The 17152-nt window shown below is 69.8% G+C and carries 15 protein-coding genes; 12 read left to right on the forward strand and 3 right to left on the reverse strand.

Annotation, left to right across the window (positions count from 1 at the left end):
* Positions 1-62: 62 nt before the first annotated feature.
* The 6 genes from ACJQWL_RS07710 to ACJQWL_RS07735 all read left to right on the forward strand — a co-directional run bounded on the left by ACJQWL_RS07710 (position 63) and on the right by ACJQWL_RS07735 (position 6268).
* Positions 63-704, forward strand: coding sequence for a histidine phosphatase family protein (locus ACJQWL_RS07710; protein WP_330968052.1), 642 nt, complete (start codon positions 63-65; stop codon positions 702-704).
* Positions 705-773: 69 nt separating this feature from the next.
* Positions 774-2030, forward strand: a complete 1257-nt coding sequence (folC, locus tag ACJQWL_RS07715; protein WP_330968053.1) for a bifunctional tetrahydrofolate synthase/dihydrofolate synthase — start codon at positions 774-776, stop codon at positions 2028-2030.
* 96 nt (positions 2031-2126) lie between these two features.
* Positions 2127-3104, forward strand: coding sequence for an SPOR domain-containing protein (locus ACJQWL_RS07720; protein ID WP_330968054.1), 978 nt, complete (start codon positions 2127-2129; stop codon positions 3102-3104).
* 37 nt (positions 3105-3141) lie between these two features.
* Complete coding sequence (locus tag ACJQWL_RS07725) at positions 3142-3711, forward strand: CvpA family protein (RefSeq protein ID WP_330968055.1); 570 nt, start codon at positions 3142-3144, stop codon at positions 3709-3711.
* 57 nt (positions 3712-3768) lie between these two features.
* Positions 3769-5256 carry an amidophosphoribosyltransferase gene (gene purF, locus ACJQWL_RS07730; RefSeq protein WP_330968056.1) on the forward strand — a complete coding sequence of 496 codons (1488 nt, stop codon included), beginning with the start codon at positions 3769-3771 and terminating at the stop codon, positions 5254-5256.
* Positions 5257-5452: 196 nt separating this feature from the next.
* Entirely contained in the window at positions 5453-6268 is an 816-nt protein-coding gene (locus tag ACJQWL_RS07735; protein WP_330968057.1) for a ferritin-like domain-containing protein, read from the forward strand.
* A 137-nt stretch (positions 6269-6405) separates the two neighbouring features.
* Here ACJQWL_RS07735 and lpxH read toward each other — a convergent pair whose 3' ends face one another.
* Positions 6406-7137 (reverse strand): UDP-2,3-diacylglucosamine diphosphatase, encoded by a 732-nt coding sequence (gene lpxH / locus ACJQWL_RS07740; RefSeq protein WP_330968058.1) that lies wholly within the window; start codon positions 7135-7137, stop codon positions 6406-6408.
* Positions 7138-7390: 253 nt separating this feature from the next.
* Here lpxH and gltX point away from each other — a divergent pair, with 253 nt between their 5' ends.
* Both gltX and ACJQWL_RS07750 read left to right on the forward strand, forming a co-directional pair.
* Positions 7391-8797, forward strand: a complete 1407-nt coding sequence (gene gltX / locus ACJQWL_RS07745) for a glutamate--tRNA ligase (protein ID WP_330968059.1) — start codon at positions 7391-7393, stop codon at positions 8795-8797.
* A gap of 9 nt (positions 8798-8806) precedes the next feature.
* Positions 8807-9286 carry a transcriptional repressor gene (locus ACJQWL_RS07750; protein WP_330968060.1) on the forward strand — a complete coding sequence of 160 codons (480 nt, stop codon included), beginning with the start codon at positions 8807-8809 and terminating at the stop codon, positions 9284-9286.
* A 291-nt stretch (positions 9287-9577) separates the two neighbouring features.
* On the opposite strand, the gene ACJQWL_RS07755 is transcribed toward ACJQWL_RS07750, so the two are convergent.
* The gene (locus tag ACJQWL_RS07755) at positions 9578-11821 is read right to left on the reverse strand and encodes a TonB-dependent receptor (RefSeq protein ID WP_330968061.1); all 2244 of its coding nucleotides are present in this window, start codon (positions 11819-11821) and stop codon (positions 9578-9580) included.
* A gap of 76 nt (positions 11822-11897) precedes the next feature.
* Between ACJQWL_RS07755 and ACJQWL_RS07760 the strand changes: the two genes are divergently transcribed.
* Both ACJQWL_RS07760 and ACJQWL_RS07765 read left to right on the forward strand, forming a co-directional pair.
* The gene (locus ACJQWL_RS07760) at positions 11898-12302 is read left to right on the forward strand and encodes a MerC domain-containing protein (RefSeq protein ID WP_330968062.1); all 405 of its coding nucleotides are present in this window, start codon (positions 11898-11900) and stop codon (positions 12300-12302) included.
* 133 nt (positions 12303-12435) lie between these two features.
* Positions 12436-12624, forward strand: a complete 189-nt coding sequence (locus tag ACJQWL_RS07765; protein ID WP_330968063.1) for a 30S ribosomal protein THX — start codon at positions 12436-12438, stop codon at positions 12622-12624.
* 83 nt (positions 12625-12707) lie between these two features.
* Here the strand turns inward: ACJQWL_RS07765 and hutI are convergent, their stop codons facing one another.
* Positions 12708-13937: an imidazolonepropionase gene (hutI, locus tag ACJQWL_RS07770; RefSeq protein WP_330968064.1), complete on the reverse strand. Its 1230-nt coding sequence runs from the start codon at positions 13935-13937 to the stop codon at positions 12708-12710.
* 55 nt (positions 13938-13992) lie between these two features.
* On the opposite strand from hutI, the gene ACJQWL_RS07775 reads away from it, so the two are divergent.
* Complete coding sequence (locus ACJQWL_RS07775) at positions 13993-15312, forward strand: formimidoylglutamate deiminase (RefSeq protein WP_330968065.1); 1320 nt, start codon at positions 13993-13995, stop codon at positions 15310-15312.
* Between the two features lie 226 nt (positions 15313-15538).
* Complete coding sequence (locus ACJQWL_RS07780; protein WP_330968066.1) at positions 15539-17143, forward strand: serine hydrolase; 1605 nt, start codon at positions 15539-15541, stop codon at positions 17141-17143.
* The last annotated feature ends 9 nt before the right edge of the window (positions 17144-17152 follow it).

Below are 17152 nucleotides of genomic sequence, written 5' to 3' on the forward strand. Positions count from 1 at the left end.
CGTCCTGCCCGTATCAACGCTGAAAACCACGTACACATTCGCAACCAACGCGAGAGGACCACATGAGACTCATCCTTGCCCGACACGGTGAAACCCCCTGGAACGCGGAGGGCCGCTACCAGGGGCAGGAAGACATCGCCCTGTCGCCGATCGGCGAATCACAGGCCCGGGCGCTGGGTGAGCGACTGGCAAGCGTCGACATCACCCGCGCAGTCGCCTCGCCGCTCATGCGTGCCCGGCGCACCGCCGAGCTGGCACTGGGCGGCCGATCCGACATGCTGGGCACTGATCCGGGGTTCATGGAAATCGCGCACGGCACGTGGGAGGGACTGCTTGCGGCGGAAATCCACGAGCGGGATCCCGACCGCCTTCGCGCATGGCGCGAAACGCCCCACGAGGTTTTGATGCCGCAGGGCGAATCGCTGCAGCATGTGGTGGACCGCGCGTGGCCGGCGCTTGAGCGTGCCGCGCAGGGGTTGGAAGAGGCCGACACTCTGATGGTGGTCGCGCACGACGCGGTGAACCGGGTGCTGCTGTGTCGGGTGCTTGGCTTGCCGATCGCGCACCTGTGGCGTTTCCGGCAAGCGCCCACCACCCTCAACCTGCTGGAGGGCCCTTCGATCGACCGGCTGGATGTGGTGCGCCTGAACGACTGCGCCCACCACACCGCATTGTTCGGCGAGGCGGTGCACCGGGCGCTCTAGCGCGGGCGCGACGGCCGCCACACCCGAAACGCGCCGCACATCCCACCGCGCATCGCGCACACTTTGCACATGGACCTGACCCAGTGGCTCGAGTACATCGAGCGCCAGCACCCGAAGCAGATCGACATGGGCCTGGACCGCGTGCGCGCGGTCGCCCGGGAAATGGGCCTGCAGCGGCCCGCGCCCCGGGTCATCACCGTGGGGGGCACCAACGGGAAGGGCTCCACCGTGGCCTTCATCGAGGCCATGGCCCGGGGGGCTGGCTGGCGGGTCGGTGCCTACACCTCCCCGCACCTGCGGGCCTACAACGAGCGCGTTCGGATCAACGGTGCCGATATCGGCGATGCACCCCTGGTTTCGGCGTTCGAGGCGGTTGAAGAGGCGCGCGGCGGGGTGCCGCTGACCTATTTCGAATACGGAACGCTGGCTGCGCTGTGGTGTTTCGAGCAGGCCGGTCTGGACCTGGTGGTCCTGGAAGTGGGACTGGGCGGGCGCCTCGACGCCACCAATATCGTCGACCCGGACGTGGCCGTGGTCACCACCGTCGACCTTGACCACCAGGACTACCTGGGCGCTGACCGCGAAGCGATCGGGTTCGAGAAGGCCGGCATCGCACGGGCCTGGAAGCCGCTGGTACTGGGCGATGAAGATCCCCCGTCGAGCGTCCTGCGCCATGCCTACGCCATCGGCGCATCGGCGGTCCGGATCGGCTGCGACTTCTTCTTTGAAACCACGGCTGATGGCTGGCACTGGCGCGAGCTCGGCTGCGAGTACGAGCTGCCATTGCCGCAAATGGCTGCGCCGGTGCAGGTGCGCAACGCAGCCGTGGCGATCGCCGCGCTGCGTGCGCTGGACGCCCCCCTGACCGAGCCGGTGATTGCCGAGGCTGTCGCCAACGCGAAGCTCGATGCACGGCTGCAGGCGTTCGATCGCGAAGGGGTGGCCGTGGTGGTGGACGTCGCGCACAACCCGCAGGCGGCACGCGAGCTGGGGCGCTGGCTGGCGGCAAGCCCGGTGCCGGGCACCACCCACGCGGTGTTCGCCGCGCTGGGCGACAAGGACGTGGAAGGCGTCGTCGCGGCCCTGGCCGGCACGGTCGGGTGCTGGCATCTGGCCGGTTTGCCGCATGCCGGTGACCGGGCCCAGTCCGGGGCCCGGCTGGCGGCCCGGCTGGCGGGCACGGCCGCCGCCAATGCGACCGCGCATGACGACGTGACCACGGCCCTCGCCGCGACGCTCGCCCGTGCGACGCCGGGCGACCGGGTGCTGGTGCTGGGTTCGTTCCTGACTGCCTCGGCGGCCCTGGCCTGGCTCGATCGGGACTGAACGCGCGCGCGCCCTGTCGGGTTGCACCGGGTCGGATGGGGCAGGCCGCGGCGCTATAATCCGCGCGGCATTTCCGCCCGCGCCCCGCGAGACCCGATGGAACCTGCCCTGAAACAGCGCCTGATCGGCGCGGCCGTGCTGGTGGCACTGGCGGTGATCTTCCTGCCCATGCTGATCAAGGGGCCGGCGCCCGAGAGCGGGATGTCGGACGTGTCCCTGGACCTGCCCGCCCGCTCGGGGGGTGATGGCATGGAAACCCGCGAACTGCCCCTGCTGGCACCGGGCGAGACCCCGCAAGGTGGCGCCGTCGGGCTGCCCGGAGCGCAGACGGGGGATGGTCGGCTGCCCGTCGTCGATACCGCCGATAGCACCGGCGGCATGATGCCGGCGCCCGCAGCGGGCGGTGACTACGCGGTCACGTTCGGCAGCTATGCCAGTACCGCCGATGCGGCGCGCGTGGTCGAGGCGTTGCGCAGTTCACAATTGCCCGGCTTCCAGGAGAGTGCACGTGGCAACGACGGCCGCACGCTGCACCGCGTGCGGATCGGGCCCTACGCCAGCCGCGCAGACGCCGAGGCCGCGCGCCTGCGCGCAGCGCACGTGCGCGACGACGTGGGTTCCCGGGTGATTGCCCTGGACGCAGGCGAGCCCGCCTCCAGTGCCTCCCCGACGGCCGCCCCCGGCGCGGATGCTGTCCGGCAGGAGCCGCTGGCGGATGCGGCGCCGGCGCCGGCCGCCCCCAAGCCGGCCGCAAAGCCGGAAGCGGCCGAATCCAAGCCCGCAAAGCCGGTCGCCACCACCCCGCCTGCGCCAGCACCGCCCCCGGCGGGTGCATCGGGTGTCGGGTTCGCGGTGCAGCTGGGCGCCTTCAGCAATGCCGCCGAGGCAATCAAGTTGCGCGACCGCGTGCGTGCGCTCGGCCACGCGGCATTTACCGAACAGGTCAACACGGACCAGGGCACGCTCAACCGCGTGCTGGCCGGGCCAGTGGGAAGCCGCGAGGACGCGGAGCGCTTGAAGTCGAAGATCTCCGCCAGCATCGGCATCAACGGGTTGGTCCGCTCGCACCCCTGATGGCGATGTCGCGCGACGCGGGCTGGATCGGCCGACGATGACCGCGCTGGACTGGGTGCTGTTGGCGATCGTCGCGGTGTCGGCGCTGCTGGGGGTGATGCGGGGTTTCATTGGCGTGCTGGCATCGCTGGCCGCGTGGGTGCTGGCGGGCTGGGCCGCGTTCCGTTTCGGCGGGCAGGCCGCGATGATGGTGTCGGGCGGCGTTGCGCCCAGCACGGGACAGTTGCTCGCCGGCTATGCCCTGAGCTTCCTGGCGGTAATGGTGCTGGTCGGGCTGGTGGGCTGGATGGTCCGCCGGCTGGTGCATTCGGTCGGCCTCTCGGGCCTGGACCGGATGCTGGGACTGGGCATCGGCGTGGCGCGCGGGGCGTTCGTCGCCTGCGCGCTGGTGCTTATGCTCGGGCTCACGACGATGCCGCGCGAACCGGAGTGGCAGCGCTCGCAGATGGTCCCGGTGTTCGTGCCGGGGGCGCAGTGGATGCGCGCGTGGCTGCCGGACTGGGTGGCCGAACAGGTGGACCTCAGGCGCGGTGGCGCCATGCCGCTGGACGGCACACTGCCCTATCCGGCGCTGCCAACGCCTGTCACCGGCGACGGCCGCTCCTGACACTCCGACCCGGCGGCGACGGTCGCCTTGCTGAATCACTGAACGCAGGACTCAACCATGTGCGGGATCATCGGCATCGTCGGCCATAACGACGTGGCGGCGCAGTTGTACGACGGCTTGACGGTGCTCCAGCACCGCGGCCAGGACGCCGCGGGCATCGCTACCGCGCACGGCACCAAGCTGCGCGTGCACAAGGGCAATGGCCTGGTCAGCGACGTGTTCGACGAGCACGCCATGCAGGTGCTGCAGGGCCACCTGGGCATCGGCCACTGCCGCTACCCGACCGCCGGCAGCGAAGGCAACGACGAAGCCCAACCCTTCTACGTCAACTCTCCGTTCGGCATCGTGCTGGCGCACAACGGCAACCTGATCAACACCGAGGCCTTGCAGCGCGAAGTGTTCGAGCAGGATCGGCGCAACGTCAGCACGGAATCGGACTCCGAAGTGCTGCTCAATGTCTTCGCCCACGAACTGGACGAGCAGGGCAGCCTGTCGGTGGAAGCCACGCTCAATGCGATCGAAGGCACCCACCGTCGCTGCGTCGGTGGCTACGCGGTGGTCGCGGCGGTACTGGGGCTGGGACTGGTGGCCTTCCGCGATCCCAACGGCATCCGTCCGCTGGTCCTGGGTAAGCGGACCAGCGCCGAAGGCGACGAGTACGCGGTGGCGTCGGAATCGGTCGCGCTCGACCTGCTCGGCTACGAGCGCGTGCGCGACGTGCGTCCGGGCGAAGGCCTGGTCGCCACCACCGACGGCACCCTGCACACCCGCCAATGCGTGGAGCCGCGCACCCACACCCCGTGCATCTTCGAGTACGTGTACTTCGCGCGCCCCGATTCGATGATGGACGACGTATCGGTGCACAAGGCGCGCATGCGCATGGGCCAGACACTGGGTGAGAAGATCCAGCGGCTGCGCCCCGACCACGACATCGACGTGGTCATCCCGATCCCCGACACCTCGCGCGACTCCGCGCTGGAGATCGCCAACGTGCTGGGGGTGAAGTACCGCGAGGGCTTCATCAAGAACCGCTATGTCGGCCGCACCTTCATCATGCCCGGGCAGGGCCAGCGGGCGAAATCGGTGCGCCGCAAGCTCAACCCGATCCCGCTGGAGTTCCGCAACCGGGTGGTGCTGCTGGTGGACGACTCCATCGTGCGAGGCACCACCTCCAAGCAGATCGTGCAGATGGCGCGCGATGCCGGCGCGCGCAAGGTATACCTGGCCTCGGCCGCGCCGCCGGTGCGCCACCCCAACATCTACGGCATCGACATGCCGACGGCCGAAGAGCTGGTCGCGCACAACCGCAGCGAGGAGGAGATCGAGCAGCTCTTGGGCTGCGACTGGCTGGTCTACCAGGACCTCGCGGACTTGGAGCGGGCGGTGGCCGGGCCGAAGCAGCGCATTACCGATTTCGACTCCTCCTGCTTCAACGGCGAGTACGTCACCGGCACCGAGGCGGACTACTTCGAGCGCATCAAGCACCTGCGGTCGGACGAAGCCAAGAGCACGCGGCGCGTCCCGGTGGCGTCCACGCGTAGTTGAGCTATGGGCTTGTGCAGGCGATGCTGCAACCGCGGACCCGACTCGCTGAGTGGTTCCCATGGAACTTGTAGGAGCGACGTAAGTCGCGAACCGCGGTCAGGAAGCGTGGCGAACATGATCCACGTCGCTCCTGCATCCGCACCGCGGGTATCCCGGTCGGACACATGCGTCTGAAGCCACTCCAGCAGGTTCACAGATGACCGGGACGCTGTTCGATGCCGCCCGCCGCTGCCTTGCTGCGGCCGCGCCCGACGAAAAGGTCGCCGCGACGTTTGCCGCGGCCGGCGCGCTTGCGGCAGGCCGGTTGACCGTGCCGGCCGACGCCCCGCCACCGGAGCCCATCCGCATGCCGGGCCGCCCTGACCGCCCACGGCTGGTGCACCCGCGTGAGTTGCCCAAGCGCGGATTCGGGACGCCCGAGGGTCACGCGGCCTTCATCCACGCCATCGCCCACATCGAGTTCAACGCTATCGACCTGGCGTGGGACGCCGCCTACCGCTTCCGCGGCCTGCCCGACGCCTTCTATGCCGACTGGGTGTCGTGCGCCGCCGACGAGGCGCGCCACTTCGTGATGCTGCGTGACCGCCTGCGCGCGCTGGGCTTCGACTACGGCGATTTCGACGCCCACAACGGCCTGTGGGAGATGGCCGAGAAGACCGCGCACCACGGAATGGAGCGCATGGCGCTGGTCCCGCGCGTCCTGGAGGCGCGCGGCCTGGACGTGACGCCGGGGATGATCGTGCGCCTGCAGGGCATGGGCGATGGCGATACCGTGGCGATCCTGGAGGTGATCCTGCGCGAGGAAGTCGCGCACGTCGCCGCGGGCTCGCGGTGGTTCCGCTGGTACTGCGAGCGCGCCGGGGTCGAGCCGGCGACGACATTCAAGCGGCTTCTGGGCGAGTACGCCCACGCGGTGCTGCACGGGCCGTTCAACCTCGACGCGCGCGCTGCGGCGGGCTTCGATGACGACGAGCTCGCCCTGCTGCAAGGCTTCGCCGGCAACCCCCTGTAGGAGCGGCTTCAGCCGCGATTGAGCTCGCACGTCTCTGTAGGAGCGACGTGAGTCGCGACCTCCGTAGGTGCCGGAGTTGCGCGGTCGCGACTTACGTCGCTCCTACAGGAACAAACGGCCATCAGTGACCGCCATGCTTAAAGCGCCGCCAGCGCCATGCCATCGGCGTCCACGCGCAGCACTGACCCCTGCTCGTACCAGTCCCCCAGCACCACCCGCCTGCACTCGCGCCCGCTGACCACCAGCTCATGCACGGCGGGCCGGTGCGTGTGCCCGTGGATCAGGGTATCGATCCCGAATCGGGCCAGCGTCGCGGCCACTGCCTCGGGGGCGACATCGGTGATCGTCTCCATGGTCCCCTTGTCCTTCAGCCCGGTCTGGTGTTCCTGGCTTGCGGCTCGCGCCTGTTGCGCAAACGCAAGCCGGGTGTTCAATGGCTGCGACAGGAACTGCGCCTGCCATGCCGGGTCTCGAGTGTGCGCACGGAAAGCCTGGTAGGCGACGTCGCCGGTGCACAGGGTGTCGCCGTGCATCAGCAGTGCCGGTCGGCCATGCAGCATCACCACGCTGGGGTCGGGCAGCACGCGCATGGCGGCGCGGCGCGCGTAGGCTTCGCCCAGCAGGAAGTCCCGGTTGCCGCGGATGAAGGACACGGGCGTACCGGCGGCGGCCACGGCCCGCAGCGCCTCGACAGTGAGTGTGCCGGCCTCGGACGGGTCATCGTCGCCCACCCATGCCTCGAACAGGTCACCCAGGATGTACAGCGCGTCCGCACCGCGGGCCTCGTCCTCCAGGAACCGGCAGAACAGGTCGGTGATGTGCGGACGCTCGGGGTCGAGGTGGAGGTCGGAGATGAAGAGCGTGGTCATCGGGGCATTGTAGGGCCCGGGATTCGCGCCTCGGCGGAGCGGCTTCAGCCGCGATTGCACGCCGAGTCCTTGGCGAAAGACCAGGCCCTGGACTGTCGTGACTTGCGGCGCTCCCACAGGGCGCCGGAATGCCGATCGCGGCTGAAGCCGCCTCCTACAAAGACGGCAAGGATTCCTCCGGACCGGCGTTGCGCCAACAGGGGCGGGCATAGGCCGGTAAAATGCCGGGTCTGTCCGCCCCGAGCCTGCCTGCATGACCTGCCGCACCCGCTTCGCACCCAGCCCCACCGGTTACCTGCACATCGGTGGCGCGCGTACCGCGCTCTACTGCTGGCTGGAGGCGCGCCGCCGGAGCGGGCAGTTCATCCTGCGCATCGAGGACACCGACCGCGAGCGCAGCACGCAGTCCGCCATCGATGCGATCCTCGAGGCGATGGACTGGCTTGGCCTGGACTACGACGAAGGCCCCATCTACCAGACCCACCGCCTGGACCGCTACCGCGAGGTGGCCGAACAGCTGGTCGCGGGTGGGCACGCCTACTACGCATACGAGACCAGGGACGAACTGGACGCCATGCGCGAAGCCGCCATGGCCAAGGGAGAGAAGCCCCGCTACAGCGGTGCCGCGCGTGATGCGGGCCTGCCGCGCCGGGACGATCCCAACCGGGTCATCCGCTTCCGCAACCCGCTCGATGGCGTCGTGGCCTGGGAAGACAAGGTCAAGGGCCGCATCGAGATCGCCAACAGTGAACTCGACGACCTGGTGATCTTCCGCTCCGACGGCTATGCCACCTACAACTTCGCGGTTGTCGTCGATGACATGGACATGGGCATCACCGACGTGGTGCGCGGCGACGACCACGTCAACAACACCCCCCGACAGATCAATATCTACCGGGCGCTCGGCGCCCCCGTGCCGCACTTCGCGCACCTGCCGATGATCCTCGACCCGGAAGGCGCGAAGTTGTCCAAGCGCACCGGCGCGGCCGACGTCATGCAGTACCGCGACATGGGCTACCTGCCGCACGCACTGCTCAATTACCTGGCGCGGCTGGGCTGGTCGCATGGCGACCAGGAGATCTTCTCCGTCGAGGAACTGCAGTCGCTGTTCGACCTCAAGGACGTCAACGCCAAGGCCGCCCGCCTTGACCCGGCCAAGCTGGGCTGGCTCAACCAGCAGTACCTCAAGGACGACGAACCCGCAGACGTGGCGCTGCACCTGCAGTGGCACCTGCGCGAGGCCGGGTACGAGCTGGCAAGCGGCCCTGCCGCGGCGGACATCGTGCTGGCCTTGCGCGACCGGGTGCAGACGCTCGCGGAGATGGCAGAGCGCGCGGCGGTCTGGTTCGGTCCGCTGACGGAATACGACGAAGCCGCAGTGGCCAAGCACTTCAAGCCGGCCGCACGCGCGCCGCTGGCCGATGCGCGGGCGCGCCTGGCCGGGCTGGACCAGTGGTCGGTGGCGGCGATCAATGCCGCGTTGCACGACACGGCCGCCGCACTGGAACTGGGCATGGGCAAGGTGGCGCAACCGCTGCGCGTGGCCATCACCGGCACCCAGGTCAGCCCCGACATCGGCCACACCGTCTACCTCGCGGGCCGGGAAGAGGCCTTGGCCCGGATCGACGCGGCGCTCGAAAAAGTACCGGCCCAGGCCTAGGCCACGCCCATGGGACACGCCTGCACCGATCCACGCCACCACGTCCACGACGCCGATGCATACGTCGGCGAAGTGGAGCGCGTGTGCGAGCAGCGGGGCCTGCGGCTGACCCCCATCCGGGCCCACGCGCTGCGCCTGATCGCCGATGCGAAGCGGCCGCTCAAGGCGTACGAGCTGCTGGACCTGATGAAGGCCACGCACGACGCCGCCGCGCCGCCGACGGTGTACCGCGCGCTGGAGTTCCTGCTCGAGCACGGGTTCATCCACAAACTGGCATCGGTCAATGCCTTCGTCGGGTGCCACCACCCCGCCTCCGAGCCGCACGCCGTGCCGTTCCTGATCTGCGACCGCTGCCACTCGGCCACCGAGCTCGAGGACCAGCAGATCGTCGCCGCGCTGGACCGCCGCGCCCGTGCGCTCGGCTTCGTGCCGCAGGCGCAGACGCTCGAGGTGCACGGGCTGTGCGCGAGTTGTGCGGCGGCCGGTTGACCGCTGAGCCGACAGCGCACCGTGGCCTCAGGGGGCCCGCTCCAGCCGCGAGCATCTGGTCCGCCGCGATCCATTGCCTCTTGTAGGAGCGACGTCAGTCGCGACCCTCGCTACTGCGGATGCACGTCGGTCGCGACTGACGTCGCTCCTACGGGATCGAATGCGTACCGGGTATTCGTTCCCGGCTGAAGCCGCTCCGACAGGTTCGGCGCCGGCCTACTTGATACGCGACGAGACGACGAACCCGCCGGGTGGCGGGCTCTTCGCGGCGGCCTGCGCGGGCGACGGACGTCAGAAGAACGCCCGCACCCCGAACGAGATGCCGCGCCCGGGCAGGGGCGAGAGGTCCTTGAGGAACGAGGTGTGCGGACGTGCCTCCTCGTCCAGCAGGTTGCTGCCGTCCAGGAACACTTCCCAGGCATTGCCGCCGGGCGTATCGAGATGCCAGGCCAGGTGCGCATCGACCAGGGTGTACCCCGGCGTCGGGGTCTCGAAGGCGGCCACGTCGTCCTGGCGGGCGTAGCGCACGGCGCCAAGCGAAGCCCGCCACGCGCCGGACGTCCATCGCAGCTCACCGCCGATGCGCGAGGGCGCGATGCGCGGCAGGTAGCCGCCCCGTGAAAGATCGACGACCTGCTCGTCGGTGTGGTCGCCATGCGGCACCGACACTGCGACCTCTCGCGTGCCGTTGCCGTCCAGCTCGGCGCGCACCAGGTCCCCGAAGACACGCAACGCCCAGGCGCCCGTGGCGTTGTCGGCGAACGTCCAGTCGACCTCCCCCTCGGCACCTTCGAAGGTGGCATCGCCTTGGGTCCAGAGCCGCACCGGGCCATCGGCATCGATACCGGTGTCGGCCAGGTAGACGAAGTCATCAAAGCGCGCGTGGTAGACCGACGCGCTGACCCGCACCGGGCCGGCGTGCCAGTGCAGGCCCAGTTCGACGCGGTTGGCGGTCTCGACCTCAAGGTCGGGAGTGCCCAACTCCACACTCCCGGTCGCTACGTGGAACCCGTTGGAATACAGCTCCTCGGCAGTGGGCGAGCGCTGCGCGCGGTCCAGCCCCAGCGAGACGTGCAGGTCGGGGTTGAGGTCCCAGCGCAGCGCAGCCGACAGGCTGGTGGTGTCGAACTCACGGTCGGGACCTGTTGCGCCTTCCTGGATATCGATGCGGTTGCGGTCGTGGCGTGCACCCAGCTCTGCGGTGACGGGTCCGAACTCGCGCTCGCCGATCCAGAACACCCCCGTGTCGCGTGATCCGGAGCCGGGTACGAACGCCTCCTCGCCGATGGCGAGGAACTTCCGTCGCGACCACTGAATGCCCAGCGCCCCGTTCCAGCCGGCGAGCGTCTGGTGGACCAGTTCCACGCGGGCCTCGGTGCTGTCGTTGTCGAATACGGTGCCCACCTCGTCGCCCTCGAACTCGGTGTGGGTGTAGCCGGTGTTGGCCAGCTTCACCCGCAGCGACTGGAATGCGCCCAGGTCGTCCAGGCCCGCGCGCAACTCGTTGCGGCGCTGGTCCATGACGATGCGCACGGGCGCTTCGCCGTGGTCGCCTTCCCCGGCGCCTTCACGCCCGTCCTCCTCGTGCGCCCCCTCGTCCTCTTGCTCGTCGTGGCCCTCGTCGTGGGCATGGCCCGGAACGCCGTAGCGGGTGCTGAAAAGGCTGTGCCCCACCCCGACGAAGCCACGCTCGCCCACCCACGACAGGCCCACCCCGGCGGCATCGGTGCGGATGGCGCTGTTGGGCAGGACACCGAAGGCGCCTCGTTCTTCGTGTTCCTCTTCGTTCCCGTCATGCTCTTCGTCAGCGTGGGCGTCCTCCTCCCCGTGCTCCTCGCCGCCGTGCGCGGCTTCGCTCTCGGCGTAACCGGGGATGTCGAAGTCGCCCGTTTCGCGGTGCAGGGCATCGAAATGGAACACCAGGTGTCCGCTGCCGGCCTCGGCAGTGCCGTCCAGTCGGACCATGCCGGTGCGCTCGTCGTTGACCGAGCCCACTCGAAGCTCGGCCCGGCCTTCCAGGGGCTGGTCGGTCACCGCCTCGGGAATGCGCCCGTCGATGACGTTGACCGCGCCGCCGATCGCACCGCTGCCGTAGAGCAGGGTGGCCGGCCCCTTGAGCACCTCGATCTGGTTGGCCAGGAACGGCTCGATGCTCACTGCGTGGTCCACGCTGACCGTGGACACGTCGCCCGAACCCAGGCCATCGCTCAGCACCTGCACGCGGGCGCCGTCGAAGCCGCGGATGATCGGGCGGCCGACGCCCGGGCCGAAGTACGACGACTGCACGCCCGGCAGCTTGTTGACCGTCTCGCCCAGGGTGTTGGCCTTGGCCGCGTCGAGCTGCTCGCCGGCCAGCACGTCGACCGGTCGGGTCAGGTCCTCGGCGGTGCGGACCAGCGGACTGGCACGAACCACGATCGCGTCCAGGTCGGTCGGTTCGCTGTGTCGGGGGTCCTCCTGCGCCCAGAGCGCGGGAGGCAGGGCAAGCAGGGCCAGGAACAGAGGGGAGCGTCGTAAGAGAGAGGTTTTCGTCACGGGGGGCGGCTACACTGGTGGCGATTGGAAACGGAATGTTATATTGTTTCAAATGACCTCGCATCCCTCCAAGGCCATGCCCCGGTCGCGAGCGGCCCCGTCCCTCGAGACGGCCGATCGCGTCGGCTTCGCCGCGTCGTTCCTGTGCGCTATCCACTGCGCGTTGCTGCCGCTGGTGCTGGCGTTGGCGCCGGCATTCGGCCTGAAGCTGGGTGGCTGGGTCGACTTCGACCAGGCGTTCGTGGTATTCGCCACGGTGCTGGGCGCCACTACGTTGACGCTGGGCTATCGCCGCCACCGTGGTTTCCACGCGTGGGCGCTGCTGCTGCCGGGCCTGGCGCTGGTGTGGGCCGCGTCGTTCACGCCGCTGCACAACCATTCGACGACCCACATGGTGATGATGGTGGGCGGCGGGGTGATGCTGGCGCTGGCGCACTTGCTGAACCTGCGCCTGACGCATGCCGCGGCGGGACGGGCCTGAACCACGCCACGCGCCCGCTGTGATAGGCTCTGCGGCTGCTCGCGCCACTTGCGCGGCCATATAATGCGACCACCTCGCAGGATTCCGCGCCGATCGGCGCGGTTTTTCACTTTACGGATTCAGGAGCAGCACCATGGGTAAGGGCGACCGCAAGACCGCCAAGGGCAAGCGTTTCAACTCCAGCTACGGCAATATCCGGACCGCTGGATGCGCCACCAAGGCCACCGGCGCGGCAGCTGCCCCGGTCGCCAAGAAGACCAGCAAGACCGTCGCCAAGGCGCCGGCCAAGAAGGTCGCCAAGAAGGCTGTCGCCAAGGACTGAGCGCAACGCGCACGGTTGCGACACCGGATCGAAAAGCCCCGCGACCGCGGGGCTTTTTCGTTGGTGGCGGCGGCGTTCCCGGCTCAGGCGATCCGCGTGCCGGCTGCATGCACCGATGCCGCCAGGTCCCCGCCCAGCCAGTAGGTCAGCTCGGAGGGGTGGCCCACGCGCCACTGGGTGAAGTCCGCCCGCATGCCGACCCGCAGCCGGCCCCGGTCGTGCAGCCCCAGGGCACGGGCGGCGTTGACGGTGGCACCCCGCAGGGCTTCTTCCGGAGTCAGCCGGAAGTGGATGCAGGCCAGTTGCATGCCCTGGCGCAAGGACAGCAACGGGGACGTGCCCGGATTGCAGTCGGTGGCCACCGCCATCGGCACGCCCTGGCCGCGGAATGCTTCCAGGGGTGGCAGTTTGGTCTCCCTCAGCACGTGGAAGGCGCCCGGCAGCAGTACGGCGACCGCTCCGCGACCCGCCATGGCACGCACGCCCTCGCCCGAGGTGTGCTCGACGTGGTCGGCCGACAGGCCCGCGTACTCCGCCACCAGCGCCGCGCCGCCCAGGTCGCTGAGCTGGTCGGCATGCAACTTGACCGGCAGGTCCAGCGCACGGGCGGCATCGAACACCCGTCGCGTCTGCGCCGGCGAGAAACCGATGCCTTCGCAGAACGCATCCACGGCATCGACCAGCCCTTCTGCGTGGAGGCGGGGAAGCCATTCGACGACGGCATCGATATAGGCATCGCCACGTCCTTCGTACTCGGGGGGCAATGCATGCGCGGCAAGGTAGGTGGTGCGCACCTGGATGCCCAGTTCCTCTCCGATCGATCGTGCGACGCGCAGCATCTTGCGCTCGTTGGCCAGGTCCAGGCCGTAGCCGGACTTGATCTCGACCGTGGTCACGCCGTCGCCGACCAGCGCCCGGGCCCGCGGCAGCGACTGCGCCAGCAGGTCATCCTCGCTGGCGGCACGGGTCGCGCGCACGGTCGAGAGGATGCCGCCGCCGGCCCGGGCGATCGCTTCGTAGCTCTCGCCGTGCAGGCGCATTTCGGCCTCACGGGCGCGATCGCCGGCGAACACCAGGTGGGTGTGGCAGTCCACCAGGCCGGGCGTGATCCACCCCTCCGCCCGGACGACCTGCCGGGCCAGCGCGTCGGGCGCCGCAGGCAGCGCGTCGCGCGGGCCGACATGCACGATGGCGCCGTCGCGCCAGGCCAATGCGCCGTCGGGGATTTCGCCGTAGCCGTTGTCGCCGTCGAGCGTCGCCAGGGAGGCGCCGACGACGATCCCGTCCCATTGCGTGCCGTGCTGGTCGTCCATCGCGTCATTGTAGGCGGGCAGGGGAGATGCGCCGTTCCGGGGCGATAATGCGCGCATGCAGACCACGACCCCCGCACGCGTCTGGCAGCCCGCAGCGGGCTGGCAGCCAGTTTCCAACGGTTCGACCGGGGGCCTGCAGGCCGGGGCGCGCGTGCTGCCGGGGGTCGCCAACCTGCACTCGCACGCGTTCCAGCGGGCGATGGCCGGCATGGCCGAGCGGCGAGGGGACAGCGACCGGGACAGCTTCTGGACCTGGCGCGAGACGATGTACCGGTTTGCCGGCCGCTTCGACCCTGACACGCTCCACGCGGTCGCCGCGCAGCTGTACGCGGAGATGCTGGAAGCCGGCTACACCACCGTCTGCGAATTCCACTACCTGCACCACGCACCCGACGGCCGCTCCTACGACGACCCGGCGGCGATGTCGCGCGCGCTGGTCCAGGCCGCCCGCGAGACCGGGATCCGCCTGACCCTGTTGCCGGTGATGTACATGGCCGGTGGTTTCGACCGGCGCCCGCTGGGCGAGCGCCAGCGGCGCTTCGGGCACGACGTCGACGGCTACCTGCGCCTGCTCGACGCGCTGCGCGCAGAGGAAGGCAAGACAATGCGGGTCGGCTGCGCGCTGCACAGCCTGCGCGCGGTGCCACCCGATGCGATGTCGACGGTGCTGGCCGCGCTGCCTGGAGACAGCCGCATCCACATCCACATCGCGGAGCAGACCGGGGAAGTGGACGAATGCCTGGCCATCCGCGGGGCGCGGCCGGTCCGCTGGTTGCTGGACAACGCCCGGGTCGACGCCCGTTGGACGCTGGTCCACGCGACCCACCTGGACGATGCGGAGATTGCCGGGGTTGCGCGCAGCGGCGCCACCGTGGCGATCTGCCCGACGACGGAAGCCAATCTGGGCGACGGCCTGTTCCCGCTGCGCGATTACCTGGATGCAGGCGGTGCGTGGGGAATCGGTTCGGACTCGCACATCTCGGTGAGCCCGGTGGAGGAACTGCGCTGGCTCGAGTACGGCCAGCGCCTGGCGACGCGCCGGCGCAACATCGCGGCCTCGGCCGCGGTGCGCAGCGTGGGCGAGACCTTGCTGGCAGGCGTCGTGGACAGTGCCTGGACTTCATCGGGACAGGCGACCGGCACCATCGCTGCGGGGGGACCCGGCGACGCGTTTTCGTTGGCGGTCGACTCACCTTTGCTGGCGGGTGCGGGCGACGGAGACGTTATCGACCGATGGGTGTTCAGTGGCAACCGACCCCTGGTGGATCGGGTCTGGGTGGACGGGCAGTGCGTGGTCGAGGGCGGCCGCCATCGCCGCGGTGCGGAGATCGCCGGTCGCTATGGGAAGGCCATGAGCGCCCTGCTGGCGGGTTGATTCGCGGGTCGAGAGCGGGTGCCTAGGGACAGCCCACGCCTGCCAGGCCGGGTCCGTCGCCCGTAGCAGGGCTTCCGTCGCAGACCCGGGCACCATGGGCGCCAGGCGGGCAGGCTGGAGGCTCCACCGTCCCAGGAGCCTCGCCATGGATCGCCGTTTCCGCCTCCGTCTCCGCCCCCTTCTTGTTGCGTCCGCGATCGCGATGGGCGCCTCGCCCGTCCATGCCGTGACCGATTCTGAGCTGGCGGCCCGGGTTGCCCAGCGCCTGCACGGCGATCGCACCGGCGCATGCTTCGCGGTGGCGGTGGTCGGCACGGATGTCGCCCGCAGCTTCACCTGCGCCGACCCCGATGCCGCGCCCCGCATCGATGGGTCCAGTGCGTTCGAAATCGGCTCGGTCAGCAAGACCCTCACGGCCACGCTGCTGGCCGACCTGGTGGAACGGGGCGAAGCCGACCTGGACGATCCACTGGCGGAGTACCTGCCCGCCGGCAGCGAAGTGCCCATGTTCGAAGGCCAGCCGATCCTGCTTCGGCATCTTGTCACCCATACCAGCGGCTTGCCGGCATTGCCGCCCGGGGGGCTGGTCAATGACGCTTCCGATCCCTACGCCGCGCTCACGCCGCAGGCGCTGCTGGCCGTGTTGCCCCAGGTGTCCCTTGACCGCGCGCCCGGGACGCGGTTCGAGTATTCCAACTTCGCTTCGATGTTGCTGTCGTACGCGGTGGCCCGACGCGCCGGCAAGGGCTTCGATGCGTTGTTGAGTGAGCGCATCCTGCAACCGCTGTCAATGGACGGCGTGTACCTCTCCGCTCCACCCGACGGTGTGCGACCCGCCGTGGGCCATACGCCCGATGCGCAGCCGACGGGGGCGTGGAATTTCCACCCTGACCTGGCCGGCGTGGGCGGCGTACGCGCGACGCTCCAGGACATGGTCCATTACGTGCAGGCCCACCTCGGCCAGCGCCCGTCCAGCCTGGACGCGGCGCTTGCGCGCTCCCGGCAACCCGTGGACACCGCATCGGCCCAGCCGATGGCGATGAACTGGATGTTGGCGCCGCTGGAAGGACACACCGTGCACGTGCACGAGGGCGGCACCGGCGGCTTTTCGTCGTTCGTCGCCTTCGACGCGTCACGCAAGCGGGGCGTGGTCGTGCTGTCGGACACCGCCCTGACCTCGACCGGCGGCCTCGGCAGCCTGGGCCTGCACCTGCTGGACGAACGCGTCCCGCTGGGTGCTCCGCGCAAGGCCAGCCAGGCGCCGGGTGAGCTGCTCGACGCCCTGGCGGGCACATGGCAGTTGCAGGGCGGGCCCCGGCTGGAAATCCGCCGCAAGGGCGACGCGCTCGAGATGCAGGCGGCCGGCCAACCGGCGTTCGAGCTGGGACACGACGATGCCGGCGACTTCTACCCGCTGGCGTTCGACGCGCTGCTGCGGCCGCAGAGGGGCGCCGATGGGGCCTACCGTTTCAGCTGGCACCAGGGCGGCGGCGTGATGCAGGCACGGCGGGTGCCGGCGGGCGAAACAGCAGGCGCGACGCCAACATCGGCATCGGCATCGGCATCGGGCCTGGCCGCGCAAGACTTGCAGGCCTACGCCGGGGACTATCCCCTGATGCCCTCCATGACCCTCGCCATCCGCGTCCAGGGCGACACCCTGTTTGCGCAGGCGACGGGGCAGGGCGCGTTCGCGCTGGCGCCGGTATCGGCCGACGTGTTCGAAGCGGCCCGGCACGGCATCGAGATCCGGTTCCAGCGTGGCGACGATGGCGCGGTCATCGCGCTCGCCCTGCACCAGGGTGGCCAGATACTGCGAGGTGCGCGACGCTAGGCCGATGAC

Source organism: Novilysobacter viscosus, from assembly GCF_046600715.1.
GTDB lineage: Bacteria > Pseudomonadota > Gammaproteobacteria > Xanthomonadales > Xanthomonadaceae > Lysobacter_C > Lysobacter_C viscosus.